The 25,820-nt window shown below is 71.9% G+C and carries 18 protein-coding genes; 7 read left to right on the top strand and 11 right to left on the bottom strand.

Annotated features, from left to right (window positions below; translation table 11 throughout):
• Positions 1 to 233: 233 nt before the first annotated feature.
• Positions 234 to 3,845 (bottom strand): SCO7613 C-terminal domain-containing membrane protein, encoded by a 3,612-nt coding sequence (locus tag ACQP0P_RS44750; protein WP_433368395.1) that lies wholly within the window; start codon positions 3,843 to 3,845, stop codon positions 234 to 236.
• Positions 3,846 to 3,999: 154 nt separating this feature from the next.
• On the bottom strand, positions 4,000 to 5,145 hold the full coding sequence (locus tag ACQP0P_RS44755; protein WP_433368397.1) for a hypothetical protein: 1,146 nt from the start codon (positions 5,143 to 5,145) through the stop codon (positions 4,000 to 4,002).
• A 119-nt stretch (positions 5,146 to 5,264) separates the two neighbouring features.
• Between ACQP0P_RS44755 and ACQP0P_RS44760 the strand changes: the two genes are divergently transcribed.
• Complete coding sequence (locus tag ACQP0P_RS44760) at positions 5,265 to 6,233, top strand: aldo/keto reductase (RefSeq protein WP_433368399.1); 969 nt, start codon at positions 5,265 to 5,267, stop codon at positions 6,231 to 6,233.
• 126 nt (positions 6,234 to 6,359) lie between these two features.
• Here the strand turns inward: ACQP0P_RS44760 and thpR are convergent, their stop codons facing one another.
• The 4 genes from thpR to ACQP0P_RS44780 form a co-directional block, all read right to left on the bottom strand.
• The gene (gene thpR / locus ACQP0P_RS44765) at positions 6,360 to 6,932 is read right to left on the bottom strand and encodes an RNA 2',3'-cyclic phosphodiesterase (protein ID WP_433368402.1); all 573 of its coding nucleotides are present in this window, start codon (positions 6,930 to 6,932) and stop codon (positions 6,360 to 6,362) included.
• A complete protein-coding gene (locus ACQP0P_RS44770; RefSeq protein ID WP_433368405.1) occupies positions 6,886 to 8,193 on the bottom strand; it encodes an MFS transporter in 1,308 nt (435 codons plus the stop codon). Before ACQP0P_RS44770 ends, thpR begins: the two co-directional genes overlap by 47 nt.
• Before the next feature lie 143 nt (positions 8,194 to 8,336).
• Positions 8,337 to 8,798: a MarR family winged helix-turn-helix transcriptional regulator gene (locus ACQP0P_RS44775; protein ID WP_433368408.1), complete on the bottom strand. Its 462-nt coding sequence runs from the start codon at positions 8,796 to 8,798 to the stop codon at positions 8,337 to 8,339.
• Positions 8,799 to 8,991: 193 nt separating this feature from the next.
• Positions 8,992 to 10,461, bottom strand: coding sequence for an NCS2 family permease (locus tag ACQP0P_RS44780; RefSeq protein ID WP_433368410.1), 1,470 nt, complete (start codon positions 10,459 to 10,461; stop codon positions 8,992 to 8,994).
• A 131-nt stretch (positions 10,462 to 10,592) separates the two neighbouring features.
• Here ACQP0P_RS44780 and ACQP0P_RS44785 point away from each other — a divergent pair, with 131 nt between their 5' ends.
• Positions 10,593 to 10,853, top strand: a complete 261-nt coding sequence (locus ACQP0P_RS44785) for a DUF2530 domain-containing protein (RefSeq protein WP_355557686.1) — start codon at positions 10,593 to 10,595, stop codon at positions 10,851 to 10,853.
• Between the two features lie 133 nt (positions 10,854 to 10,986).
• On the opposite strand, the gene ACQP0P_RS44790 is transcribed toward ACQP0P_RS44785, so the two are convergent.
• The gene (locus ACQP0P_RS44790) at positions 10,987 to 14,130 is read right to left on the bottom strand and encodes a sacsin N-terminal ATP-binding-like domain-containing protein (protein WP_433368414.1); all 3,144 of its coding nucleotides are present in this window, start codon (positions 14,128 to 14,130) and stop codon (positions 10,987 to 10,989) included.
• 147 nt (positions 14,131 to 14,277) lie between these two features.
• Positions 14,278 to 15,099, bottom strand: a complete 822-nt coding sequence (locus tag ACQP0P_RS44795; RefSeq protein WP_433368416.1) for a DUF3027 domain-containing protein — start codon at positions 15,097 to 15,099, stop codon at positions 14,278 to 14,280.
• Positions 15,100 to 15,280: 181 nt separating this feature from the next.
• On the opposite strand from ACQP0P_RS44795, the gene ACQP0P_RS44800 reads away from it, so the two are divergent.
• Positions 15,281 to 16,879 carry an MFS transporter gene (locus tag ACQP0P_RS44800; RefSeq protein WP_433368419.1) on the top strand — a complete coding sequence of 533 codons (1,599 nt, stop codon included), beginning with the start codon at positions 15,281 to 15,283 and terminating at the stop codon, positions 16,877 to 16,879.
• Positions 16,880 to 16,914: 35 nt separating this feature from the next.
• Here the strand turns inward: ACQP0P_RS44800 and ACQP0P_RS44805 are convergent, their stop codons facing one another.
• Both ACQP0P_RS44805 and ACQP0P_RS44810 read right to left on the bottom strand, forming a co-directional pair.
• Positions 16,915 to 17,313 carry a cold-shock protein gene (locus ACQP0P_RS44805; RefSeq protein WP_355624224.1) on the bottom strand — a complete coding sequence of 133 codons (399 nt, stop codon included), beginning with the start codon at positions 17,311 to 17,313 and terminating at the stop codon, positions 16,915 to 16,917.
• A gap of 90 nt (positions 17,314 to 17,403) precedes the next feature.
• A complete protein-coding gene (locus ACQP0P_RS44810) occupies positions 17,404 to 18,033 on the bottom strand; it encodes an HAD family hydrolase (protein WP_433368423.1) in 630 nt (209 codons plus the stop codon).
• Between the two features lie 304 nt (positions 18,034 to 18,337).
• Between ACQP0P_RS44810 and ACQP0P_RS44815 the strand changes: the two genes are divergently transcribed.
• The gene (locus ACQP0P_RS44815; protein ID WP_433368426.1) at positions 18,338 to 18,961 is read left to right on the top strand and encodes a TetR/AcrR family transcriptional regulator; all 624 of its coding nucleotides are present in this window, start codon (positions 18,338 to 18,340) and stop codon (positions 18,959 to 18,961) included.
• 26 nt (positions 18,962 to 18,987) lie between these two features.
• Here the strand turns inward: ACQP0P_RS44815 and ACQP0P_RS44820 are convergent, their stop codons facing one another.
• On the bottom strand, positions 18,988 to 20,274 hold the full coding sequence (locus tag ACQP0P_RS44820; protein ID WP_433368429.1) for a hypothetical protein: 1,287 nt from the start codon (positions 20,272 to 20,274) through the stop codon (positions 18,988 to 18,990).
• Between the two features lie 145 nt (positions 20,275 to 20,419).
• On the opposite strand from ACQP0P_RS44820, the gene ACQP0P_RS44825 reads away from it, so the two are divergent.
• The 3 genes from ACQP0P_RS44825 (at position 20,420) to ACQP0P_RS44835 (ending at position 25,681) form a co-directional block, all read left to right on the top strand.
• Positions 20,420 to 22,840, top strand: coding sequence for a helicase-associated domain-containing protein (locus tag ACQP0P_RS44825; RefSeq protein ID WP_433368432.1), 2,421 nt, complete (start codon positions 20,420 to 20,422; stop codon positions 22,838 to 22,840).
• A 430-nt stretch (positions 22,841 to 23,270) separates the two neighbouring features.
• Positions 23,271 to 23,828: a hypothetical protein gene (locus tag ACQP0P_RS44830; RefSeq protein WP_433368434.1), complete on the top strand. Its 558-nt coding sequence runs from the start codon at positions 23,271 to 23,273 to the stop codon at positions 23,826 to 23,828.
• A 206-nt stretch (positions 23,829 to 24,034) separates the two neighbouring features.
• Positions 24,035 to 25,681: a DNA repair helicase XPB gene (locus ACQP0P_RS44835; protein ID WP_433368437.1), complete on the top strand. Its 1,647-nt coding sequence runs from the start codon at positions 24,035 to 24,037 to the stop codon at positions 25,679 to 25,681.
• The last annotated feature ends 139 nt before the right edge of the window (positions 25,682 to 25,820 follow it).

The raw sequence follows: 25,820 nt of genomic DNA on the forward strand, positions 1-25,820 counted from the left end.
CTCTCCCGGCTGAGCCCGGAAAGAAGCGCCGTGTCCCGGCTCCGGGAAGACCGGCGGACCGTACCTCCATCCACGCGACCGGACGCACCCCGCGCTCTCCCGGCTGAGCCCGGAAAGAAGCGCCGTGTCCCGGCTCCGGGAAGACCGGCGGACCGTACCTCGGGATCACCGCGGCTGGGCTCCGGGAAGGCCGCCGACGACCGGCGCGGCCGGGATTCGCGGGCCCGGAACGGTCAGCGCATCCGGCCGACCGCGGCCCGCAGGCGCCGCACGTCCCGCAGGCGCGCCTCGTAGGTCGCGCCGACGGAGACGAGCAGCAGCCCGCCCAGCGCCATCGGCACCCACCGGGGCACCAGCACGGCCACCTCCACGAGCCACGGCGCCAGCTCGTGCAGGGCGACGACGGCCAGGGCCAGCCCGCCGAGCACCGCCGGGGCCTGGAGCCGGAACCGGGCACCGGCCAGCAGCATGGCCAGCGAGACCGTCCCGAGCAGCAGCGGCCGGAGCCAGCCAGAACCGGCGAGCAGCGCGAGCACGCTCGGCACCAGGCTGGAGGCGAGCCCGGAACCGTAGGCGATCCAGGACGACACCTTCCCGCCCCGCGCCCGCCACCAGCCGAACGCCAGCAGCACCAGCGAGAACGGCACCGTGTACGCCTCGACCACGCTGACGTCGGAGGCGAGCAGCCGCAGCCAGGAGGCCAGCAGCAGAAACCCCGTCCCCGCGTATCCGGCCCACCGCCGGTCGGGCCGCAATGCCGTCCCGGTCAGCAGCACACCCACCACGGCGAAGGCCAGGCTCGCCGACGGCAGGCCGTCCGAGGCGAGCGACAGGCCCGCCGCCGCGAGAGCGTACCCCGCCGCCTCCACCCCCGCCGCGAACCTCGCCCTCCTGAACCAGGCGGCCAGGGCCGCCGCCACGCAGGCCACGGCGAGCAGGCCGAACACCGCGTGCGCGACCGGCCGGTCCAGCGCGAGTCCTCCCGCCAGCGCCTCCCCTCCCGCCAGCAGCGTCGCCATCCCGGCCGCGACAGGAGCCACCGGCGTCGCCCTGTCTCCGGACCCGGCCGCGACCGGCGTCCCCTGACCACCCGGTCCGGTCGTGACCGGCGTCGCCCGCTCTCCGAGCGCGACCGCCACGGCGACCGCCGCCACGACCGGCAGGACGATCAGGGTGGCGGGCTCGCTCATCAGAGCCCAGGAGATCGCGACGAAGGCGGCCCACAGCGCTGCCACCCCGCCGAACAGCCGACCCGCACGGCCGCGCGCCACAACCCACGCCGTCGGGACGACACCCGCGACGAACAACCCCACCTCCACGCTGTACGGCAGAGCGACCGACACCGGAAGGGCCACCAGCACCGCGGGCCAGGCGAGCAGCACCGCCCTGAGCGCGCCCCGCCACCGCGCGACCTGCCAGGAGATCAGCACCGCCGCCACGGCGACGAGGACGATCACCACCGCGAGCAACGGGTAGCGGCCCGCCGGACCGTCCACGGCCGTCCACGGGCGTACGAGGGGGCGGTGGAAGGCGAGCGTCGCGGCGACGGCGGTATGTGCGGAGAGAACCGCGAACACGGCCAGCACGGCGCTCAACACCAGCCCGGTGGCCCAGCGGAGATCACCGCCCCGCCTGCCCTCCTCCGCCTCCAGGCCGAAGCCCACCTTGCTCTCTCCCGTCTCCGAACCGAGGGCCTCCCTGCTCTGCCCCGCCTTCGGACCGAACGCCTCCCCTCCCTCCGGATCGGAGATCGCCCGACCCTTCTCCGCCTCCGGCGCGCTAGAGACCGTTCGGCCCTCCCCCACCACCGGGCGGCGGAAGACGAGCAGGGCCGCGAGCACCGCGCCGACCGCCAGGGACAGGGACAGGGCGTCACCGGCGGGGAGCCACCTGGTCCCCGCGCAGACCGCCCAGACCAGGCCGGGCGCCGCCAGCGCGCCCACGACCAGCGAGAGCGCCCTGGCCTCCCGCAGCCTGGCCGTGAACGCCGCCGCCCCCCAGGCCGCGAGCAGGACCGCGAGCGCCGCGTACGTGGAGGTCCGATCGGCGAGCGCGGTGGCCAGCGCCACTGCGGACACCGTCCCGGCCGCGACCGCGAGGGCCCCCGCCCACCGCGGTCGCCCTGCCAGGGCCGTACCGACCACGAGCGCGACGGCCAGCGCCAGCAGGACCGTGAGGTCCACCGCGTGCCCCCAGCCGAAGGCGACGGGGGCGACGGCCACCGCGAGCGCCCCGGTGGCGAGCGCGGCGAACCCCATGGCCGCCCGTCCCCGAAGGGCCGCCGCGATGGAGGCGACGGCCAGTAGTCCGGACACCACCGGGAACTGCGGGAACGGCGCGATCAACCGGGCCTCCGCAAAAGCGGGAGATCCCGACCAAATATCGCCAAGTCGATCAAACGGCGCGAAAAGGGTGAAGCCCACCGCGGCCGCGGAGGGGAGGGCGGTGAGCGTCGCCAGCACCCCGGCGGAGACCGCACCGACCGAGCGGACTCTCGGCTCGTCCAGGCCGGGCGCGTACCGCATGACCGCCACGGTGACCAGCGCCGCCACGGTGTACGGGACGACCCACCAGGTGTGCGGCAGCATCGGCCAGACGGGCGCCGCCAGGCCCGCCGCCAGCGCGAACGCCGAGACCGCGGTGACGACCGCGAGACAGCCCGTGTCTCGCACTCCCCGCGCGACCGCCAGCCCCATCACGGCCAGCACGACCAGCAGGACTCCCCTGACCGAGGAGGCCGCGGCCGCGCCGGCGGGCAAGGGGCTCAGCAGTTGCAGGAAGGAGCCCAGGAGCCCGTGGCAGACCCCCAGGCCCCACACCACGCCGAAGCAGGCCGCGACCGTCGTCCGCACCCCGCGCCTACCGGCCGGAACACGCCCAGGCACCTTCCGTGCGAGATCGCCGGACGTCTCCCGCTCCCCGCCGCGGGCGGCGCGACGGACCAGGAAGGCGGCGTCGGCGGCGGCCGTCACCGCGAGGGCGACGTGGGCGATCCACGACGCCGTCTCATAGAAGGCCGGCAACACGAGCGGGAACTGGGCGAGGACGACCGCGACGGGCAGCGGCGTTCTCAGCGGGAGGAGCCGCGAGTACCCCGCCACGGCGAGCGCGACCAGGGCGAACAGGAGAGCGGCGTAGTGGGGTCCCTCGAGGCCGTCGGCACCGGCCAGCCCTGTCCGCCAGGCCGCGTAGCCGTCAAGGAAGAGCAACGCGACGCCGAACAACGCGATGGTCTCGGCGGTGCTGACGAGCCCGCGCCTCACCAGGAGCACCGGCGCGGCGAAGGTCAGCCCGGTGACCGCGGCGAGGACTGCGGCCCGTCCGCCGAGGCCCATGTTTCCCCAGCTGACCACCGTGAACACGACTGCGGCGACGACCAGCAGCAGCCCGCCAACGCCGAGCAGCAGGCTCTGCACCGCCCGGGGCGAGAGGTCCCTCCCCGGCCCGGGTGCCACTCCCGGCCGCTCGGGGAGACCGACCCCACCCCCACCCCCCGGCGGCCCGGAGGGGGACGCGAGCGGGGGTGCCGCCCCGGGGACCGGGGCCGGTTCCCCGGTCGCCGGGGACGTCTGCCGTATCGGCGGGCCACCACCGACCAGACGGGTCCGCTCCTCGCCCAGCAGGCCGAGGAGGTGGTCCCGGCGTAGAAGAAGCTCCGCCTCGCGGGTGCGCAGCCCGGCGAGGGCGCCGTCGAGCCGCCACAGCTCGGCCGCCACCGGCCCCCGCAGGGGCAGCGCGCAGCTCGGGCAGCGCTCATACGTCCCGGCGAGAGGTGCGGCGCACTCCGGGCAGCTCACCTGCGGCGGGGAGCGGTGGGAGGTGGGTACCGGGATCTCGTCACGCATGACCGAAGGATGGCGGACACGACTTGCGCTCCGCTTGTGCTGTGCTACTCAACCGGGCCTGAGTATCTTCCGGCGGCCATCGCGGCCGGGCTCGCACGGAGCGGAGCGCACACGAGGCCGGGCGGCGAGCGTTCCGGAAAGGCCCGGCCGTCTCTCAGCGGGTGTTACGGGCGATCAGGGTGATGGTGCCCGTGGCGCCCGCGGCGATGGCCAGCCAGAGCAGCACGGCCGAGGTCGGCACCCCAGCGTCCTCGCCGGTGTCGTCCTGTTCGGCCTTCGCCCCGGCGACCGGCGTGGGGGCCAGTTTGGGATCCGGCGTGGGAACCGGTGTGGGAGCCGCCCGCCGCAGGGCGGTCGTGGGTTCCGGAGCCGCCTCACGGAGAACCTCCTCGGGCAGCGGCACCTGGTAGACCGGGCTGCGCCTCCCCTCGCTACCGGTCAGCAGGTACCTGCCGTCACGCGTGTAGGCGATCGACTCGGCCTGCTCCAACTGCGGCATCGTCACCCGGGTGATCTGTTCGCCGGGAGCGCGGTAGACCGTGGCGGAGAAGTAGGTCCGGATCACGAAGCTCGACCCGTCGGGGGCGTAGGCGGCGTCGGTGGCCATGATGGGCGCCGAGCCGACCTTGCGGAGCACGTTGACCCGGTCGGTGCGCAGCCGTTTCGGTGCCTCGTAGACGGCGCCGGCGAACTGCTTGGTCACGATGTAGAGGCGCCCGGTGCGGGGGTTCACCATGATGCCCTCCGCGTTGTGCCCGCCGTCCTCGTAGCGGAAGCGATAGCGCACGGCGGGGACGACGGCGTCGCTCAGCACCGTGGGCTCCGCGACCTTGTACACCGAGATGTCAGGCCAGGCCCCGTCGAGGTTATCGCCGATGTCCGCGAACCAGAGCACCCCCCGGCCGGTCTTCTGGTCGATGGAGGCGGCCATGCCCTCCCAGTCGCGGGCCTCCGCCCCCCGCAGGGTGAAGGTCGCGCGGGTCTGACCTTTGGCACCGACCGCGTAGAAGACCGGCCCGGCGCCGCTGTCGTTGTGCGTGTAGTAGACGTCCTCGTGGGTCGGCGAGACCGCCAGCCCGCTCGACTCGCTGATCCGGCTGTCCTTGAAGCGAAAGAGGATCCGCTCCTCACCGTCCGCCCGCTCCCCCCGCCCCGTGCCATGACCCGTGCCATGACCCGCATCGGCCCATGCCGCCCGCCCATCGCCCACCGATGCGCTCTGCCCCGTGAAGGCCATGGCCGCGGTCAGGCCGACCACCGCGAACGCGCGAACCAAGACTTCCCCCGGCTTACTCAGCATCCAGCCATCATGCCCCGGCGGGACCGGCGGGCGGCACAGACGCGACGGGGCCGGCCGGCACGGATTTCCCCGCTGATCCGCTCGCCTGGAGTGCACTCCAGGTATTTAGTGTGGGGCGCATGGAATACACGCAGCTTGGCCGTACCGGCCTGAAGGTCAGCCGCCTCTGTCTGGGCACGATGAACTTCGGACCCCTGACCTCGGAGGAAGACTCCTTCGCGATCATGGACCACGCCCATGAGCTGGGGATCAACTTCTTCGACACGGCCAACGTGTACGGCTGGAAGAAGGGCGAGGGCATCACCGAGAAGATCATCGGTCGATGGTTCGCCAAGGGAGGCGAGCGCCGCGAGAAGACGGTGATCGCCACAAAGCTCTACGGTGACATGGGCGACTGGCCCAATGAGGGTCGCCTGTCCGCGCTCAACATCCGGCGTGCCGCCGACGCGTCGCTGAAGCGGATGCAGACCGACTACATCGATCTCTACCAGGCACACCACATCGACCGGAACACCCCGTTCGAGGAGTTCTGGGAGGCCATGGACATCCTCAAGCAGCAGGGCAAGATCCTGTACGTGGGGTCGTCCAACTTCGCGGGCTGGCACATCGCCAAGGCCCAGGAGAGCGCGCGGCGGCGCAACACTCTCGGCCTGGTCTCCGAGCAGTCCCACTACAACCTGATCGTCCGCGCCCCCGAGCTTGAGGTCATCCCGGCGGCCGAGGACTACGGCCTGGGTCTGATCCCGTGGAGCCCGCTCGCGGGCGGCCTGCTCGGCGGCATCCTCAAGAAGATCGACAAGGGCCGGTCGGCCTCGGAGGAGATCACCGCCGAGCTGGAGAAGCACCGCGACAAGATCGAGCGCTACGAGGCGTTCGCGGACGAACTCGGGGTGGACCCGGCCAATCTCGCGCTGGCCTGGCTGCTCCACCAGAAGGTCGTCACCGCGCCGATCATCGGGCCGCGCACGCTCGACCAGCTCGACGGCACCGTCAAGGCGCTGGAGATCACGCTGGACGAGAAGGCCCTGGCCCGCCTGGACGAGATCTTCCCCGGCTTCAAGACGGCGCCGGAGGAGTACGCCTGGTAGGCGGTACCCGCGAGGGCGCCTGGAAACAGGGCCTAGGACACGAGGGCGCCGATCACCACGAGGAGCACGAGCAGCACGAGCACCGTGGGCAGCAGCCAGCGACGGGGACGATCCACGATCTGGAGCCTAGCCCTGCCCACGAGGTGCCCGCGCCGCCAGGTCCCATTCCCCAACCGTTTCGTAGCGGACCTTGGCTCCGAGGTCGCTCCGTATCAGGTGCACCGTCTCCAGTTCCCACTCGGTGCCGGAGAACGGCCCGAACGCCTCGACCAGGGGACCGATGTCCGTCTCGGGGCGGCATCTGGCCAGACTCAGATGCGGTGTGAACCTCCGGTGCTCCGCCTGTCCGGCTCCGGCGCGGCGCGCCCCGGCCGCCACGGAGTCGGCCAGGCGGCCCAGCCGGAGGAGGTCACCGCACAGCCCGGTCCAGAAGACCCGTGCCCTGCCCGCCGAGGGAAACGCGCCGGCGCCGGCGAAGGACAGCGTCATCGGAGCGTGCCGCGCGGCCGCCCTGGCGAGGCGCGTCCGCAGCTCGGGCAGCACCCGGTCGGGCACCTCCCCCAGGAACGACAGCGTCACGTGCCAGTTCTCCGCGTCCAGCCAGCGCAGCCCCGGCCATCGCGCCAGGTGAGGTTCGAGGGCGCGGACGAGCTCATCGCGCGCCGGCGCCGGCGGCGGTAATCCCACGAACAGCCGCATGCGACCTCCTGCTGATCAGCCTTGTCAGCATTGTCGCCGCAGCGGTGCCGATCAGGGTGAGCACCCCGCCGATCACGACTCCGGTACGTACCCCGCCCAGCTCGGAGATCCAGCCGAGCAGCGGCGCGCCGAGGGGGGCTCCCCCGGTGAACACGAGCACGTAGATCCCCATCACCCGGCCGCGCATCTCCGGCGAGGTGGCCAGCTGCACGCCGGCGTTGGCCGCGGTGTTCACCGAGATCAGCGCGATGCCGGCGGGCACGAGCATGATCAGGTAGAGCGGATACCAGGGCGCCAGGCCGCTGGCGATCTGGAACAGGCCGAACGCGACGGCGCCGGCGACCAGCAGGTGCCTGCTCGGCTTGATCCGCCGTGCCGCCACGAGGGCACCCGCCAGCGCTCCGACCGCGAACATGCTGGAGGCGAGCCCGAACGAGGAGGCGCCGGCCCCGAAGGTCTCGCGCGCCATCAGCGCTATCGACATCGAGAACGACTGCGTGAACATCGAGACGAAGGCGATCAGCAGTATCGGCATGAGCAGCTCGGGCCGCGCCATCACGTAGCGCAGGCCCTCACGGAGCTGGCCCTTCCCCCTGGGCACCGGTTCCGGGGTGGTCAGCTGGGAGGTGCGCATCAGCAGCAGGCCGCTGAGCACCGCGGCGAACGACACCGCGTTGATCAGGAAGATCGGACCGGTACCGCCCAGTGCGTGGATCAGGACACCGGCGACGGCCGGGCCGACCACGCGGGCCAGGTTGAAGCTCGACGCGTTCAGCGCGATCGCGTTGGACAGGTCCTTGCGGCCGACCATCTCGACGACGAACGCCTGCCGGGTCGGCACCTCGACACAGGCGATGAGGCCGAGCGTGAAGGCCATCACGTAGACCTGCCAGACCTGGGCCGAGCCGGTCACCGTGAGCACACCCATGGTGAGCGCGAGCAGGCCCATCAACGACTGGCAGGCGATCAGCAGCCGCCGCTTGGGGTAGCGGTCGGCGAGCATGCCGCCCCAGAGGCCGAACAGCAGCAGCGGCAGGAACTGCAGCGCGACGGTCAGGCCCAGCGCGGCGGCGCTGCCCTTCGTCAGGTCGAGCACCAGCCAGTCCTGCGCGGTGCGCTGCATCCAGGTGCCGACGTTGGAGACCACACCGCCGGCCGCGAACAGCCGGTAGTTGTAGACGCGGAGCGACCGGAACATCCCGTCCCGCGTCTCGGGCACGGCCTGGGCCGATCCGCTCTCGGTGGCCTGGAGCTCGTTCACGGTGGCGGTCCTCGCGGCCCGCCGCCGCATCCGCGCCCTCAGCCCGAGCCTTCTTCTGGGCCTTCTCCTGGACTTTCCGCCTGGCACGGCGGACGCCCCGGCGTCACGCGGGACCGCCGGGGCCCCGGGTTCCTCGGGGTCGGCTAGATCCGGCTGAGCTTCTCCAGTATCGGGGCCGCCTGCCTGAGCGTCGCCCTCTCCTCGGGCGTCAGCTCCTTCAGCTGCCGCGTCAGCCACGCGTCCTTGAGACGGCGCTCCTCCTTCAGCAGTGCCGAACCCTGGTCGGTCACGCTCACGGTCACCTGGCGCCGGTCGGTCGGGTGCGGTGTACGCGACACCAGCCCCCGCTCGACCAGCACGGCGATCACGCGGGTCATCGAGGGCGGTTGCACCTTCTCTAGATCGGCCAATTCTCCGAGGGTTATCCCGGAATGCCGTTCCACGGCGGCGAGGGTCGCGAGCTGGGTGGGCGTCAGCGAGTGCACCGCGGCCTGCCTGCGCAGGCGCCTGTTCAGTCGTGCCAGAGACACGCGCAGGGCCGAAGCCAGACCGGCGTCGCTTCGCAGGATCGCGACGCGGTCCTTCTTGGGGTGATTCGTTAGCATAAGTCATTACCTTTGCTAACTATATACGACTGCACGTGATTCCCTCCAAGGGGTTTACTTCTCGACACGGGCCGTACGGCGCACCGGACGGCCAGGGCTCGCCAATCTTGGCGTGAAGCAGCCGCCCTTGACACGCGAAAGCCGCCTTGGTGGCCGACGAAATCGAGCACCAAGGCGGCTTCCGCACCACTTCTCAGCCCAGGTTGAGCAGGGCCTTGATCGGGCCGAGGGCGAAGTAGACGGCGAACAGCGCCGCGACGATCCACATCAGCGAGTGGAGCTCGCGGGCCTTGCCCTTGATCAGCTTGATCAGCACGAAGGTAACGAAACCCGCACCAATACCGGTGGCGATCGAGTACGTGAACGGCATCAGCACGATCGTGAGGAAGGCCGGGATGGCGATCTCGTAGTCGGTGAAGTCGATCTCCCGGATCGAGGTCATCATCAGGAAGCCGACCACGACCAGGGCGGGGGCGGCGGCCTCGTAGGGGACGACGGCGACGAGCGGCGAGAAGAAGATCGCCAGCAGGAACAGAACACCGGTGACGACGCTGGCCAGACCGGTGCGCGCGCCCTCGCCGACACCCGCGGCCGACTCGATGTAGGTCGTGTTGGAGGAGACGGAGGCCGCGCCTCCGGCCGCCGCGCCAATCGAGTCGACGAGGAGGATCTCCCGGGTCCTGGGCAGGCTGCCGTCCTCCTTGACCAGCCCGGCCTGTCCGCCGACGCCCACGATCGTGCCCATGGTGTCGAAGAAGTCGGTGATCAGCAGGGTGAAGATGAGCAGCAGGGCCACGATGACCGAGACCGAGCCGAAGGCGCCGATCGGGTCGAACTCCGCGAACAGCACCAGCGGGTTGTGGAACCCGAAGATCTCCTTGGGCATTTCCGGAACGACGAGCTGCCAGCCCGCCGGGTTGGGGTCCTGGCCCGGTACCGTCGCGGCGCCGACCCTGGTGACAGCCTGGACGATGATCGCGAGAACCGTCGTGGCGATGATGCCGATCAGGATGGCGCCCTTCGTCTTGCGCGCCACCAGCACCACCATCAGCAGCAGACCGACCACGAAGACGAAGATCGGCCAGCTGGCCAGCGAACCCGCGATGCCGAGTTCCAGAGGCGGTCCCGCGGCCACCCGGCGGACGAAGCCCGAGTCCACGAAACCGATCAGAGCGATGAACAGGCCGATACCGACGCTGATCGCGGTCTTGAGCTGGGGCGGGATCGCGTTGAACACCGCGGTGCGGAACCCGGTCAGCACCAGGAGCCCGATGATCAAGCCCTCCAGGAACACCAGGCCCATCGCCGACTCCCAGGACATCTGCGAGGCGATGCCGAAGGTGACGAAGGCGTTCAGGCCGAGGCCCGCGGCCATCGCGAAGGGGACCTTGCCGACGACCCCCATCAGGATGCTGAGCACTCCCGCCACAAAAGCGGTACCGGCCGCGACGAGCGGGACGTTGGGCACGCTTCCGTCGCCGATGAACTGGCCCTCGACGTCAGGGACGGTAGCGATGATCAGAGGGTTGAGCACGACGATGTAGGCCATCGTGAAGAACGTGGCGAGACCGCCGCGCACCTCCCGGCCCACAGTGGAGCCCCGGTCGGAGATGTGGAAGAAACGGTCAAGTCCACTTATTTGGGAGGTTTTACTATCTTTCACTCACGCAGGGTGACAGCGAGTCCCCCTTCCGGGAAGACCTGATAGCCGATGGTGATGGTTTCGAGATGGATTCGCGTCTTGACGTAATCCGTTTTGCGAACACTGCGGCTCCGTCGCCTAGTCTGGAGCGCGTGAACCAGCCACGCCGTCCGGATCTGCAGCCGTTGAAGACCAACGACACGCTCACGATCCTCACGGGTACGGGTCTGTGGGCCGTCGCCCTGGTCGTCCTCCTGGTCGTGCAGCCGGACCCCGAGCACCGCTGGTGGATCTGGATGTGCGTGTCGGGCATCTGCGGCGGCCTTTTCGGCCTCTGGTTCGTACGCCGCCGCGACCGCCGTCCCCCGCCCCCGTCCGAGGGTCCGATCGAGCCCACCACGGCGATCTTCTGAGCCGCTCGACCACCCCCCGTACCGGCCGCGCCCGCGCCGATTCCGGCAGCGTGCCCGGAACCGGTGCGAGCGTGACCTGACGAAAGACGCGTGCCCGAGACGATCGTCCAGGTCGAGCCCCTAGGTCGAGCCCCTAGGTCGAGGCGGTCCAGCTGTCCAGGTCGGCCTCGGCGAGCAGCAGCGGCACCGCCGCGGGATCGCGCAGCAGCGCCGCCACCGCGAGCCGGTCGCCCCACTGGCCGGACGCCCAGGCGAGCCCGCGCGCCAGCCCCTCCACATCCGAGGCGTGCACCGTGCCCTCGAAGAACCGCCAGGCCGCGGGGACACCGTCCACCAGCAGCCGCTCGTGCGCCACGTAGCTCACGGGCGCGGTCGGCAGCAGCGACCGTACGGCGGGCGGGACGTCGCGGACCTCACCCGAGGACGTCACCTCCCCGGCCGCCTCCTCACCGGCCAACGGCAGGTCGAGCAGCTCGGAGAGCGCCTCCGCCAGGTCGAACGGGGCCAGGATCAACGGCCGTCCCGCGACGAGCGGCAGCAGGTCGGGCGCCTCGACCACGACCGGCTCGCCCGCGCCCTCGTTCCCCGAACCGGCCCCCGTTTCGGCGTCGGCGGACACCGGCCGGCCGTCAGCGGCGTCGACGACGACGATCTCGTCGCCCAGGACCGCGCGGACGGCGCGCGGGGGCGCGACGCGGGCGGGGTCGACGGCGGCGAGGGCCACCCACAGGGAGCGGAGCTGCGCCCGGTCGACCTCCACGGAGGGGTCGCCCAGCAGATCGAGCAGCTCGTCCGGACCTCCGTGGGAGGCGAGCAGGTCGGCCAGCGTGCTCCGGACGCCGATCATCGCCAGCGCGGCCTCGTCGACATCCGCCGGGGCGTCCCCGTACAGGCCGAACAGCAGCGGGTCACCCGCCGGGAGCCGCAGCTGCGTGGGGCGCCTGCCACCGAGCACCGGGTGCGTGGAGAGCCACCACGCGGTGTAGGACGGAACCTCCACGACCTCCCCCGACACCAGGACCCGCAGCGGGTGCAGTACCGAGCGGAGCGGCGGGCGGGACAGCAGGGTGAGGGCGGCGGGCCAGTCGGCGACGTACTCCAGGTCCCGGACCGCGGAGAACTCCCGGGCGACCGGCGGCACGTTCATCTCGGGCAGCAGGTCGAGAACCGTCTCCAGCCACTCGTCCTCGCGGTCGAGGTCGTGGTCGCACTCGTCCGGGTCGATCATGACGTCGTGGTCGTTGACCACGGCGAAGCCGTCGAGCACCCCGACCGCGGCGAGTACCCTCCGGCCGTACCGCTCGACCAGCTCGGGCGCGGCGGTGCCGAAGTGCGTCTCCGTGTCGAGCAGCCCGGCCAGCGCCCCGTCCGCGAGGAGCAGTTCACCCGCCGGGTACAGCTCACCGTCGGCGCCGCGCAGCGCCAGCTCGGCCAGCCAGGGCGCGTCGCCCGCGGTCAGCCCCGCGGCGTCGACCAGCGCGAGCACCGCCTGGGCCACCGGTTCCGAGTCGGGGCTCTCCAGCGACTCCGAGACGGCGGAGCGGGTCAGCGGATCCTCCAGGACCGTGCGGGGCGTCGCCTCACCCGCGCCGAGCCTGAGCAGGAGGGGGTGGGCCGCGTCCGGGTGCACCACGCGCAGCCCGAGCGGGGCGAGGACGGCCGGATCCAGCGCGGAGCCGTCGGTCAGCAGCAGCGTGCCGCGCGGCCCCCTGACCAGGCGGCCGTCGGCGAGCGGCACCGGCAGCGCGCCGAGTGCCTCCGGGTCGTCGGCGGGCAGCACCTCGTACAGCGACCGCCACCAGGCCGGATCCCTGTCCTTGACGGCGTCGCCGGAGAGCATGTCCACGATGTCGGAGAGCTGCACCCGCCTGACGCCGAGCGCGTTGATCGCCGGATGCCGTGACGGCCACCCCGCGGGCAGCAGCCCACCGATCAGGGGAGCGACCATCTCCAGCAGTTCGGCCGTGGCCGTGACCACGGACGCCTGCCGCCCCGAGATGACCAGGTCCGCGCCGACCGCGGGCGGAGCCCAGGCCGCGCCGACGCTCTCCGCGAGGTCGTCGGGAAGCAGGGGCGAGGCTCCGGACTCGCCGGGGCCGGCCTCGGACCCCTGGTCGGCCGGCAGGGAGAGCGCGGGGAGCAGCGGGGCGTCCGGGAGCCTGCGCAGGATCGCCCGGCGGATGCTCGCGTCAAGCTCGCCCTTGCCCATCAGGCCGGGGACGAGGTCGAGGAGCCGGGGCGTCCGCGGCAGACCGGTGAGCAGTTCCAGGTAGGTGTCCGCGGCGCGCTCGACCAGGAAGTCGGCCAGCGGGCCCGGTGCGACGTGCCTCCGGTCGGTGGCCATCGGGAACGAGGCGATCAACAGCACGGGCAGGTCAAGCGGCTCGTCGCTCGGCGTGGGCGCGTGCACCACGGGCGGCACCGGCGCGGGCAGCGGCCGGGGCTCCCCGGTCGCCTCGCTCACGGGTACGGCCCAGCGGACCAGCCAGTGCGGCCGGGAGCGCTCCTCGGTCGGGCGGTCGGCGAAGAGCTCGGCCATCTGCTCGGGGGTGAACCGCCCGGAGGCCGAGACGACCTTCCAGCCCTCCGCGGTGACGATCCTCGTCTCCCCGTCCAGGTCGACCTCGATCACCTCCAGAGCGGGCAGGCCCAGCAGCAGAGCCGGGCTGGTCTCCCTCAACATCGCTCTGACGGCGCTCTCGGCCGCCCCGTCCCGGAGCGGCAGCCGCACGAGCGTGTCGAACCCGGCGGGGATCTCGACCGGGCCGGCGGGGAAGGGCAGGCGCAGCAGCGGGACGTGCCCTCCGCGCTCGGCGAGCTCCTTGGCCAGCTCGGGCTCGGCGGCCACCAGGGCGGCGGTCTGGTCACGGGACCAGCGGACGACCCCTGAGCCGAGCGAGCCGATCACCGGTTCGTCGCAGACCGACACCACGGCCGCGAACCCGACGCCGAACCGGCCGGCCGCGTGGGCGTCGCCGCGCTTGGCGGAGACGCGCAGCGTGGACAGCGCCTCGATCCCGTGGGTGTCGATGGGAGCGCCGATGTTGGCCGCCGACAGCACACCCTCGCGCAGCGAGAGCCGTAGCCTTCCCGGCACCCCGGCGCGGAGCGCGGCGTCCGCGGCGTTCTGTGCGAGCTCGACGATCAGCCGGTCACGGTAGCCGCCGAGCGCGAAGTCCTCCTCCGCGTTGGCGTCCTCGCGGAAACGCGCGGGCGACGCCTTCCAGGCGGCCAGGACGGTGGAGCGCAGTCGTTCGGTGCCGAAGATGTCAGTCAAGGCGATCTTCCAAAGGTCGGGGCCCACCCGGCCAGGCGCCCCGGCCGGGACACCACGGGAGCGGCGCCCGAACGGCGACGGCCGGGCGGACCGCTGGGATGGGCGGCGGGGGCGGCTGCGGGGCGGAACAGACCCGGCGGCGCCGGGTCAGGAGTGACCGAGCGGCTCGGAGGCCGTATCGTCCACCGACCCGATCAGGTCGGGTTCCGGGACGTCCTCGGCGGTGTCGTACGAGAGCGAGAGATCGTCGAGGATCGGCGCGGTCGGCTCGACCTGGTGCGGCAGCACCGCGGCCTCGGAGTGCGCGCCGCAGCCGTGGTCGGCGGCGACCACCCGCCCGTCGTCGGGGGCGTACTCGTTCGCGCAGACGCCGAAGCCGGTACGCAGCGCACCCGCGAGCGGCCAGTAGAAACCGCAGGTGGAGCACTGGGCGGGGGCGGCGTGCGCGAGCGGGGTGTGCGGTCCCGACTCGCCGGAGTGCCAGCGCCGCACGGCTCGGTCACGGCCGATCGGGGAGAGCACCCGGGCCCGGCCGAGGCCGTACTCGAAGATCATCTGCTGGTCGGAGTCGTCACCGGTCTCGGTGAAGCCAGGAGCGAGCCGGTCGTCGTCCTCCGAGGTGGGCAGCAGGTCGCCCACGCCGAGGTCGCCCGGGCGGAGCCGATCGCTCCAGGGCACCCACTGCGGCGGCATCAGCGCACCCGCCCCCGGTAGGAGCACGACCTCGCTGACCGTCACGTTGCGCGCCCGCGAGGCGCGGGCGACGGTGACGGCCCAGCGCCAGCCGCGGTAGGCGCGGTCGAGACATGCGAAGTAGTGGGTGACGACACGGTCGCCCTCGCCCTCGACCCCGAGGTGCTCGCCCACATCGCCCGGCCTGACGGTCTCCTCGACGGCGGCACGGGCCAGGTCGACGGCCGCGACACACGCCTGGTCAAGAACCGCGGCGCGGGATCGAGTCCGGCTCACGAGTCTTCTCCCGTCAGCCCCGCAGCACGACGGCTGCTGTCCCTACTGGCTCGCTCGCTCACTGCGCTCACAGTTCAATTCTCACCCATGACCGGAGCGAACGGCACCGCGGACTCCCTTCAGCCCGGGGAGTGACCAGGCGCACCGGACAACTCCCCCGCCCTTCGGGTATGACTGATACGTGGCAGCTGGGTGGGAACGGGTTCGCAAGACGGTGAGTGACGCCTCTCGGCGGGTCGGCAGGTCGGCCGTCGCCGCGGGCCGGGCCGGCGCGCGCGCCGGCCGGGGCACGGGCCGGGCGACCACGCGGGCGGCCCTGGGCGCGGTCAACGGCACCCAGCGAGTGGGCAGGGCCGCGCGACGGCTGACCCACGCCCAGGGCGCGGGCCGCACCGGGCTGGGCCAGTTGATCGAGCTGACCGCCGCGCACAGCGCGGGTGACGCCCTGGTCACCGCGGCCCTGGCCGGAACGCTCTTCAAGCTCCCGGTGAACGAGGCGCGCGGCCAGGTCGCCCTCTACCTGCTGATCACGATGATCCCGTTCGTGGTGGTCGCGCCCTTCGTCGGCCCGGTCCTCGACCGGTTCCGCTCGGGGCGGCGCTTCGTGATGGCCGGCACCCTCTTCGGCCGCGGGCTGCTCTGCTTCGCGATGGCGGCGGCGATCGTCCCCGGCGACGTGTTCACGATCTTCCCGGCGGCGCTGGCCGTGCTGGTGCTGTCGAAGGCGTACAACGTCTCCCGTGCGGCGATCATGCCGAGCGTGCTGCCCGCCGACATCGCGCTGGTCACGGCCAACGCGAGGGTCGCCCTGTTCGCACTGGTCACGGCCGGCGTCGCGGTGCCGGTCGGCGCGGGCGTCAGCGCCTGGCTCGGCGCCGAGTGGGTGCTGCGCGGGGCGACGGTGCTCTTCCTGCTCCAGGGCGTGCTGGCCGTACGGCTCCCGCGCCACGTCGACTCCCCCGACCTGGAGGAGCTGGACGAGAGCGGCGAGGAGCGGCCGCACCGCTGGCGCACGATGCTGAACGTGGGCCCGGTGGTGGCCGAGGCGATGTGGGCCAACGTGGCCATCCGCCTCTACTCCGGGTTTCTCCTCTTCTACCTGCTCTTCCTCGTGCAGGACAGGAACCTGCCCGGCCTTCCGCCGACGGTCGCCATCGGTGTGCTGGCCGTGGCCGCCGGCGCCGGCGGGCTGGCGGGCACGGCCGTGGCCTCCTGGGTGCGCAACCACTCCCCGCAGGTCATCGTGCTGGCCACGCTCGCGGTGACGACCGCGATCACGGTGCTGGCCGCGGTCGTCTTCCAGCTGTGGAGCGCGGTGGCGGTCGCGCTGGTGGCCGCCTTCGCCCAGGGCCTGGGAAAGCTCGCGCTGGACGCGATCGTGCAACGGGAGATCGGCGAGGAGGTGCGCTCGTCCACGTTCGGCGTGGTGGAGGCCTTTCTGCAGATCTCCTGGGTGCTGGGCGGCCTGATCGGGCTGCTGCTCTCGCTGTTCGCCGGCGGATCGGCCGGGCTGGCCCTGATGACCGTGGTGCTGGCGGGCTCGCTCGGCTGGCTGCTGGTCCGTCGCCGCAGGCGGGTCCGGGAGGTGGACGCCAGGGTCGAGGCCGCCCGGGGTCCGGGCACGCCTCGTCCCGCCGAAGGTACCGAGCGGTTCGCCCGGGACGGGGTGTCCGCCGAGTGGGTCAGGCCGCGGGCCGCGGGGACGGCCACCGTGGTCGTGCGGCCGGAGAACGCCCCCACGGAGAAGCGGACCAGACCGCTGACCACCCCCCACGGCTGAGCCGGGCACGCGGGGGGCGGACGGTCGGCGGGCTCTCAGTCGTCCAGGTCGTCGGCCACCGCCCGGAGCACGGCAGCGATCTTCTTCGCGTGCGTGGCCTCGGGGTGTTTGCCCTTCTGGTACGACGTGGAGACCGTGTCCAGAAGCTTGATCAGGTCTTCCACGATGACGACCATCTCGTCGGGCTTCTTGCGCTTGCCCTTGGGCTTGGCGGTCTTGGCGAGCGTGGGGGGCTGGTCGATCACTCGAACCGAGAGCGCCTGCTGGCCGCGGCGCCCCTCGGCCACACCGAACTCGACCTTCTGGCCCGGCTTGAGGGAGTCCACGCCGGAGGGCAGCGCGGAAGAATGCACGAAGACCTCACCGCCGTCGTCGCGGGTGAGGAAACCGAAACCCTTGTCGGCGTCGTACCACTTGACCTTGCCACTCGGCACAGGGGTGACCTCGTTCAGACTGTCGTGAAAAGGAATGGATGTAGGTTATGCCCAGCGGACGCCGAGAGCGACCGTGTATTGGGGCCCGAATTACACAAGAGCCGTGGGAGTTCGCCAGCTGTCGAACCATTCGGTGAACTCGGTCAGATCACCCAGGATCACATCTGCTCCGTGATCACGCAGTTCCACCGCCGGATAGACGCCCGTTGCCACCGCCACACTGACGGCTCCTCCCGCTCGCGCCGCCTCGATGTCCGCGACATGATCTCCAACATAGGCGGCGGCGCCGAAAGTCGCGAGCGCGGGCCCCTTGGCCGCCCCGAAGACCGATCCGACGAGCTCGTCCACTTCCAGGCCGAGGAACTCGACGGTGTGCGCCGCGTCGCGGGCGTTCTTCCCCGTCACCACGGTGACCCTGCCCCCGGCCCGCCGTACCGCGTCGACCGCCTCGCGCGCACCGGGCATGAGGGTGGTGATCGGGACCGCGATCGACGGGTAAAGCCGCCGGTAGACGTCGGCCGCCGCGGGGACCTCGGCGGCGGGCATCCAGTTGGCCAGTTCCCACTCCAGCGGCGGCCCCAGCCTGGCCAGCACGGCGCCGCTGTCGATGAAGAAGCCGGTGTGCGACGCCACCTCGTCGTAAACGGCGGCGATGCCCGCGCGGGTGTCGGCAAGCGTCAGATCGAGGTCGAATCCCACCGAGTTCATCGGGTCACTCACCGCTCCTTGTCGGCTACTCGAAGAGGTTTCTTCGAGAAGACCTCAAAGAATGCCAAATCCCCCTAAATATGGCCAATCCCAAGTGTTGTACATGACGCCGTCCACTGTGGAACCCTGCACCGGAAGGATTTACTTATCCGCCGGCAAACGGTCCCTCCCCGGACGGTTCCCCCTGAGCACCCGACGGCCGGCACGCCCTCTCGGCGAGTCGGCCGGCGTGCCCTCGCAACGGGCTTGGACCGGCGCGGTGCGACCCGGCATGGTCGGCACTGGATAGGGTCATGGTGGAGGTATCGGCAGAGAGATGACCAGATCAACGCGCGAGCGGATCATCGACGAGGCCCTGCGACTGTTCGCCGAGCGGGGCTACTCGGCAACCTCGGTGGCCGAGATCGAGGCCGCCTCCGGGCTGTCACCGGGCGCCGGGGGTCTCTACCGGCACTTCAAGTCCAAGTACGAGGTGCTGGCCGCGGCGGTGAACGAGCACGCGGCCAGAACCCGGGCGCAGATCGCCGAGACCCTGGCCGAACTCAGCGTCGTCGACACCTCGACCGAGATCGAGGAGCGGCTGGCCCACCTGTGCAGGTCCGGGCTGGCCAAGGTCCGCGAGGAGAGAGACCTCACGCGCGTGTTCTTCCGCGACCTGAGCCAGTTCCCCGAGCTGGTCGCGACCGTACGCGGCGGCCTCCTGCAGCCCATGTTCGACGCGATCACCACCTGGTTTCGCGCCCAGCCCGAGTACGCCGGGGCCGATGCCGACTGGCCCGCCATCGGTGCCGTGCTCGGCGGGGCGGTGGTCCATTACCGGCTGTTCGAGGAGACCGTGGGCGAACCCCCCGGCCGCGCGGAGCGCGACCGTTTCGTCGCCGCCTGGGTGTGCCTCGCGCTCGGCCTGCTGCCCCGGTCGGCGGTCCAGGCCATCGGCTGAGAGCCCCCGGCACGGCCCGCGGAGCGTCACCTGCCTCCCCGCCCCGCGGCGATCTCGGGGTCGAGCAGGCGGCAGGCCAGCCAGAAGACCCCCCATGCCGCGCCCAGCAGGAACATGAGCCCGCTGATGCCGAAGAACTCATCCACCACGGTGCCGAGGTCGTTCCTGGCCCGGACGAGGGCGACCAGGCCGCCACCGAGGGTGTAGCTCACGATCGGAGCGGCCAACCCGAGCACCTTGTCCGAGGTGTGCCAGCTCTGGCAGGCGATCACGACGAGCACCGCGACGGCCCAGACCAGCACCGGGATCCGGAAGATCGCGATCGGGGCGAGAGGGATGGGGATCAGCAGCCCGGCCAGGGCGAGCAGGCCCATGCCGACCGTCTCACGCCGGTGGCCCAGCAGGATCGCCCGGGTGTCACGCGCGGCGGGGGCGACGTCCTCTCCCGACCGAGCCGGGCTCCGCCGGCGCGGCCACCCCCGCTGACCGCGTACCCGCCGCCTGGCCAGTAGCTCCTCCGCCTCTCGCATGCCCCTGGCCACACCGGGCGGCAGCTCGGGCCGTGGCCCCGTGTCCTCCGGACGAACCGCTCCCGATGCCGCGGGTGCCGCCGGTGAGGCCTCCCGCGCCTCAGGCGGGGATCCCTGTGCTCCCTGCACGCCCTGTGTTTCCTGCGGCGAGGAATCCCGGATGGGTGGTATCTCCTCGGTCGGCGGATCGCCCTCCACGATGTCCTCCCACTCGTCCACGGAGTCCTCTCCGCCACCCGGGCCGTCGTCGGGAATGACCGGTGACGCCCCCTGGTCCTTTCGCCCCGACCCGCGAGCGGCCGAGGGGCCGGGATCGCCCGGTGCCGGCTCGGCGGCATCCGCGGGGACTCCCGTCGAGGCGTACGGATGCCCCCGCACGGGCCGACGGGGAGCGGGGACACCGAGATCGCCCGGTGCGGTCCCACCGGGGTCCCGCGCCTCGCGGCCGGCCGCACCGGAATCCGCCGGATCGGAGCCGGGGGCGGAATCGTCCGCTGTGGGCGCGGCAAGAGGCATGGCCGGAGCGACGACGCCCGAGGCCCGGGAACGCGGCTGGACGCCCAGGCGGCGCAGCTCGCGGCGGACCAGCGCGGCGGGGTCACCGAACCGGGCCAGCACCCTCTCCACGGCGGCCGGATCGTCCGTTCCCGCCCGCTCGGCGTCGATCCGCCTGCGCAGCACCGCGACGAAGTCGATCCGTTGCCTCGGCTGCAGCACGCCCTGGGCGGCGTCGGCCGCCTTGCTGACGTAGTCCAGGACGAGCTGGTCGGCACGCTCGATCACGCTGGCCATCCTCTCTCGACATCGCCTCGCTCGTGAGCCTCTTCCCCCATTCACCACCCATCACGTGATCGATTCACCCCCTTCGTGTGATCACGGAATTCGCTCAGGCCGCATGATGTCGGTCAAGCCTCTTACCATTGACGGAATGAGCACGGAGTTCACCGAGTGGCTGCGCAGTCAGAGCGACGACCGATTGCGGGCACTCGTCTCCGTACGCCCCGAGCTCATCACCCCCGTGCCCGCGCATCTGGAGGGGCTGGCCGGGCGAGCCGGCAGCCCGTCGGCGGTGGGCAGGGCGCTCGACCGGCTCAACCGCTTCACACTCGCGGTCATGGAGACGCTGGTCGTGCTCCCCGCCCCTGTCTCCTACCGGTCACTACGCGCCCAGATGGCCCGCGCCCTGCCGGGGGCGGCAGGCCCGGCCTTCCAGAGCGCCCTCAAGGAGGCGGTCGAGCGGCTGCGCACCATGGCGCTGGTCTACGGGCCCGACCGGGCCCTGACTCCGGCCCCCGGTGTGCGGGGGGTGCTGGACGGTCCCGCCGGGCTCGGCCCGCCCGCCGAGGAGGCGTTCCGGCACCATTCCGCCGAGCGGCTGGCCGAGCTGATCCAGGACGCCGGAGGTGAGGGCGGCGACACCAGGGAGGCCCTCGCCACGCTGCTCGGCGATCCGGAGATCATCGGACGGCTGGTCGAGGAGGTCTCGCCACAGGCCCGGTCGGCGCTCAACGAGCTGGCCTGGGGGCCGGCCAGCGGCCGGGTGCCCAACGCCCGCCGCGAGGTTCGGGCCGCCACCGCGCAGTCGCCGATCGAGCAGCTCCTCTCCCGCGCGCTGCTGGCCGCCACCGGTGAGGAGACCGTGGTGCTGCCCCGCGAGGTCGCGCTGTTCCTGCGCGACGGCCGGATTCACCGGGACCTGTCCCCCCTCCCTCCCACGTCCGGGGGCACCGAGCGCGACCAGAGGCTCGCCGACCGTACGGCGGCCGGACAGGCGTTCACCTTCACCCGCGCGGTGGAGGAGCTGTGCGAACGCTGGAGCGTCGACCCGCCCGGCGTGCTCCGCAGCGGCGGCCTGGCCGTGCGCGATCTCAGACGGGTCGCGACCCTGCTCGACCTGTCCGAGTGGGTGGCGGGGCTGATCATCGAGGTGTGCTACGCGGCGGGGCTGGTCGCGGCGAGCGGCGCGGTCGACGGGGAGTGGATGCCCACCCCCGGCTACGACGGCTGGCGGGTGAAGGCCACCGAGGACCGCTGGGCCGTGCTGGCAGGCGCCTGGCTCACCATGGACCGGGTGCCGGGGGTCATCGGCGAGCGCGACGAGCGTGACCGGCTGCTCAACGCCCTCCATCCCGACCTGCGCCGCGCCGCCGCCGCCGAGGTGCGCGCCACCACCCTGGCCATGCTCGCCTCGACACCGGGGGTGGCCCCCACTCTCGACACGGTACGGATGCGTCTGGCCTGGGAGCAGCCCCGCCGTCGCGGCGGCCAGCGCGACCAGCTGGTGGAGTTCACGCTGCGCGAGGCCGAGCAGATCGGTGTCACCGGCCTCGGACTGCTCTCCGGCCACGGCCGCGCCCTGCTTCCCGAGGTCCTCGACGGCCCCGGCCTCTCCGGTGACCCCGGCATCCCAGGCGGTGGCCGTGCCGCCTCCGCCGCCCGCCTGCTGCTCCCGTTGCTGCCCGAGCCGCTCGACCACGTGCTCCTCCAGGCCGACCTGACCGCCGTCGCCCCCGGGCCGCTCACCGGCGACCTGAGACGGTGGCTGGCACTGGCGGCCGAGGTGGAGTCGACCGGCGGTGCGACGGTCTACCGCTTCGACGAGCGGTCGATCCGGCGGGCGCTGGACTCCGGGCAGGGCGCCGAGGAGATGCTGGCCATGCTGGAGCGCCACTCGACCACGCCGGTGCCGCAACCGCTCAGCTACCTGGTCACCGACGTGGCCCGGCGCCACGGCCGGATGCGCGTCGGCACGGCGAGCGCGTACGTGCGGTGCGACGACTCCTCGCTGCTGGACGAGGTGATGGCCGACAAGCGGGCGATCCCGCTACGGCTGCGGCGGCTCGCCCCCACGGTGATCGCTTCCAAGTCCTCCCGGCCGACGCTGGTCGACTCGCTGCGCGCGATGGGTTACGCCCCGGCCGCGGAGTCCCTCGACGGCGACGTGATCATCAACCAGCTCGACGTCCGCAGGGCCGAGAGCACCCTGGCGGTCCGCGCCCCGGTCACGTTCGGCGGCCCCGAGGCCGACGTGGTGGCGGCCGCCGTCCGCGCCGTGCGCGCGGGTGACGCCGCCCACCAGGCCCGCAGGGCCCCGGTGGCCGCCCCCGGCGGCCAGGTGCCGCGCTCCCCCGCCACCTCCACGATCGTCGCCCTGCGCGAGGCCATCCGGCAGGGATCGCAGGTCTGGATCGGTTACCTCGACTCCCAGGGCAACGCCACCAGCCGGATCCTCGAACCGGCCCGGATGGAGGGCGGCTATCTCACCGCCTACGACGAGACGCGGGCGGCGGTGCACCGCTTCGCCCTGCACCGCATCACCGGCATCGCCGACATCGCCGACATCGCCTGAGATGTTCTCGGCGGATCCGGCCGAGACCGGGAACGGCCCCGGCGTGCCGGGGAAGGGCCACGAGGTAGTCTCGATCTCGGGATGGGGCCGCCGCGAGCTCGGTCACCGGTCCTGCGGGACCGCGTCACTCGCCGGGACGCGCGGGCCCCTTTTCGGTCTCGTCCCGGCCTTGGGCTCTGTCCCGCGGATCTCGCCACCGCGAGGATCGGTCGGGTGGCGCCTCGCGAGGCGGAGGGAGGGAGCCGCGGCGTAGCGCGGTGGCCGACGACGCGGCAGGGCGTCGCCTGAGCGGCCGCGATGGGCAAAAGTTCCAGGGGGTAGGGGCTAGCTGCCGGAATGCGACCGAGTCCATTCGCCAAGGCGCACGGCTCACGACCCATATCGTGATATCTGTTGATGTTCCGAGCTCCACAGAAGCGAGAGATCCACAGTGAGCAGCGGTCACTCCGAAGGCCCCAGCACCAACCCGGACGACTGGAAAAGCCCCTACAACACCGGGCCCGGCCAGACCTCCGGCTACGGTCAGCCCCAGCAGGGTCCCCACTCCGAGCACTTCCAGCCGTCCGGCTACGGACAGGCCCCCGGCTACGGACAGCCCGGTTACGGCGAGCCCGGCTACGCTCAGGGCTACGGCGAGCAGCCCTACGGGCAGGGTTACGGGCAGGGTTACGGCGAGCCCGGCTACGGACAGCCCGGCTACGGACAGGGCTACGGCGCACCCCCGCACCGCAACACCGAGGGTGTCAGGACCCACGCGATCGTCGCCATGGTCATCAGCATCGTGCTCACGCTGAGCTGCTACGTGACCCTCGGCGGTCTGGTCGGCGTCGTCCTGTCGAGTGTCGCCCTGGGGAGGGTGGACACCGACCCCCCGGGTGCCAGGAACCTGCTCAAGTGGACCTGGATCAGCATCGGCATCAACATCGGGCTGATCATCCTGGGTGTGGCCGCCTTCATCATCGCCGGCATCAACGGCGCCTTCGACTGAACATCCCCGGGGACCGCCACCCGCGGGGTGCCGTAGACCGGGCAGGCGCGGAATCGCCGGGTGGTGAGATCTGTCACGCCGGGCGGGAGGCGGGACTGCCTGGGCGTTCCCGCCCGTTGCACACAGGAGACATGGAGCGGGGCGCACCCGTGAGTGCGACCATGAGCTGATCCGCCGTAGCCCGCAGCGACCATAGGGAGAAGTCTGTGACTGACGGACCACTGATCGTCCAATCGGACAAGACCCTGCTCCTTGAGGTCGATCACGAGAAGGCCGGGGAGTGCCGCAAGGCGATCGCCCCGTTCGCGGAGCTGGAGCGCGCGCCCGAGCACGTGCACACCTACCGCGTCACCCCCCTGGCGCTGTGGAACGCGCGGGCCGCCGGGCACGACGCCGAGCAGGTGATCGACGCGCTGATCGCCCACAGCCGCTACCCCGTACCGCACGCACTGCTGGTCGACGTCGCCGAGACGATGTCGCGGTACGGCAGGCTCCGCCTGGAGAAGCACCCCGCCCACGGGCTCGTCCTGACCAGCACCGACAGGGCAGTGCTGGAGGAGGTGCTGCGCTCCAAGAAGATCCAGCCGCTGCTGGGCGAGCGGCTGGGCGACGACGGCGTGGCCGTGCACCCGAGCGAGCGCGGCAACATCAAGCAGCATCTGCTCAAGCTGGGCTGGCCCGCCGAGGACATGGCCGGGTACGTCGACGGCGAGCACCACCCGATCGCGCTCACCGAGGACGGCTGGGAGCTGCGCGCCTACCAGCGGGAGGCCGCCGAGGCGTTCTGGCACGGCGGCTCCGGCGTCGTCGTGCTCCCCTGCGGCGCGGGCAAGACGATCGTGGGCGCGGCGGCGATGGCGCAGGCCAAGGCGACGACGCTGATCCTGGTGACCAACACGGTCTCGGCGCACCAGTGGAAGCAGGAGCTGCTCAAGCGGACCTCGCTGACCGAGGACGAGATCGGCGAGTACACCGGTACGAAGAAGGAGATCCGGCCCGTCACCATCGCCACGTACCAGGTGATGACGACCCGCAGGCAGGGCGTCTACCGGCACCTGGAACTGTTCGACGCCCGCGACTGGGGCCTGGTCGTCTACGACGAGGTGCACCTGCTGCCCGCGCCGATCTTCCGGATGACCGCCGACCTGCAGGCCAGGCGGCGGGTGGGCCTGACCGCGACACTCGTACGCGAGGACGGCCGCGAGGGCGACGTGTTCTCCCTGATCGGCCCCAAGCGGTACGACGCGCCGTGGAGGGAGATGGAGAACCAGGGCTGGATCGCCCCGGCCGACTGCGTCGAGGTGCGGGTGACGCTGACCGACGCCGAGCGGCTGGCCTACGCGATGGCCGAGTCCGAGGAGCGCTACCGGTTCTGCGCGACCACACCGTCCAAGACGCGGGTGACCGAGGCGCTGGTCCGGCAGCACCCGGGCGAGCAGGTGCTGGTCATCGGGCAGTACATCGACCAGCTCGACGAGCTGGGCGAGCACCTGAACGCGCCGGTGATCAAGGGCGAGACGAAGGTCAAGGAGCGGGAGCGGCTCTTCCAGGCGTTCCGCGACAGGGAGATCCAGGTCCTGGTCGTCTCCAAGGTCGCCAATTTCTCGATCGACCTGCCGGAGGCGGCGGTGGCCATCCAGGTCTCGGGCACCTTCGGGTCGCGGCAGGAGGAGGCGCAGCGGCTCGGCCGGGTGCTCCGGCCGAAGGCGAACGGAGGCGGGGCCCGGTTCTACTCGGTGGTCAGCCGCGACACGGTCGATCAGGATTTCGCCGCCCACCGGCAGCGGTTCCTGGCCGAGCAGGGGTACGCATATCAGATCATCGACGCGGACGACGTGCTCGCCGGAGAATAGCCCCACATGGCGAACACGTCGTCAATTTGTGTCAGGTCCACGAAATCCCGCGGGCTTTCGACAAACAAACCACCCCCTCGCTAGGCCTTGCGGCCACTGGCGACATACCCCCATGATCTGCGGGAGTCACCATGTTCGC

The sequence above is a fragment of the Streptosporangium sp. CA-115845 genome (assembly GCF_050943795.1).
GTDB lineage: Bacteria > Actinomycetota > Actinomycetes > Streptosporangiales > Streptosporangiaceae > Streptosporangium.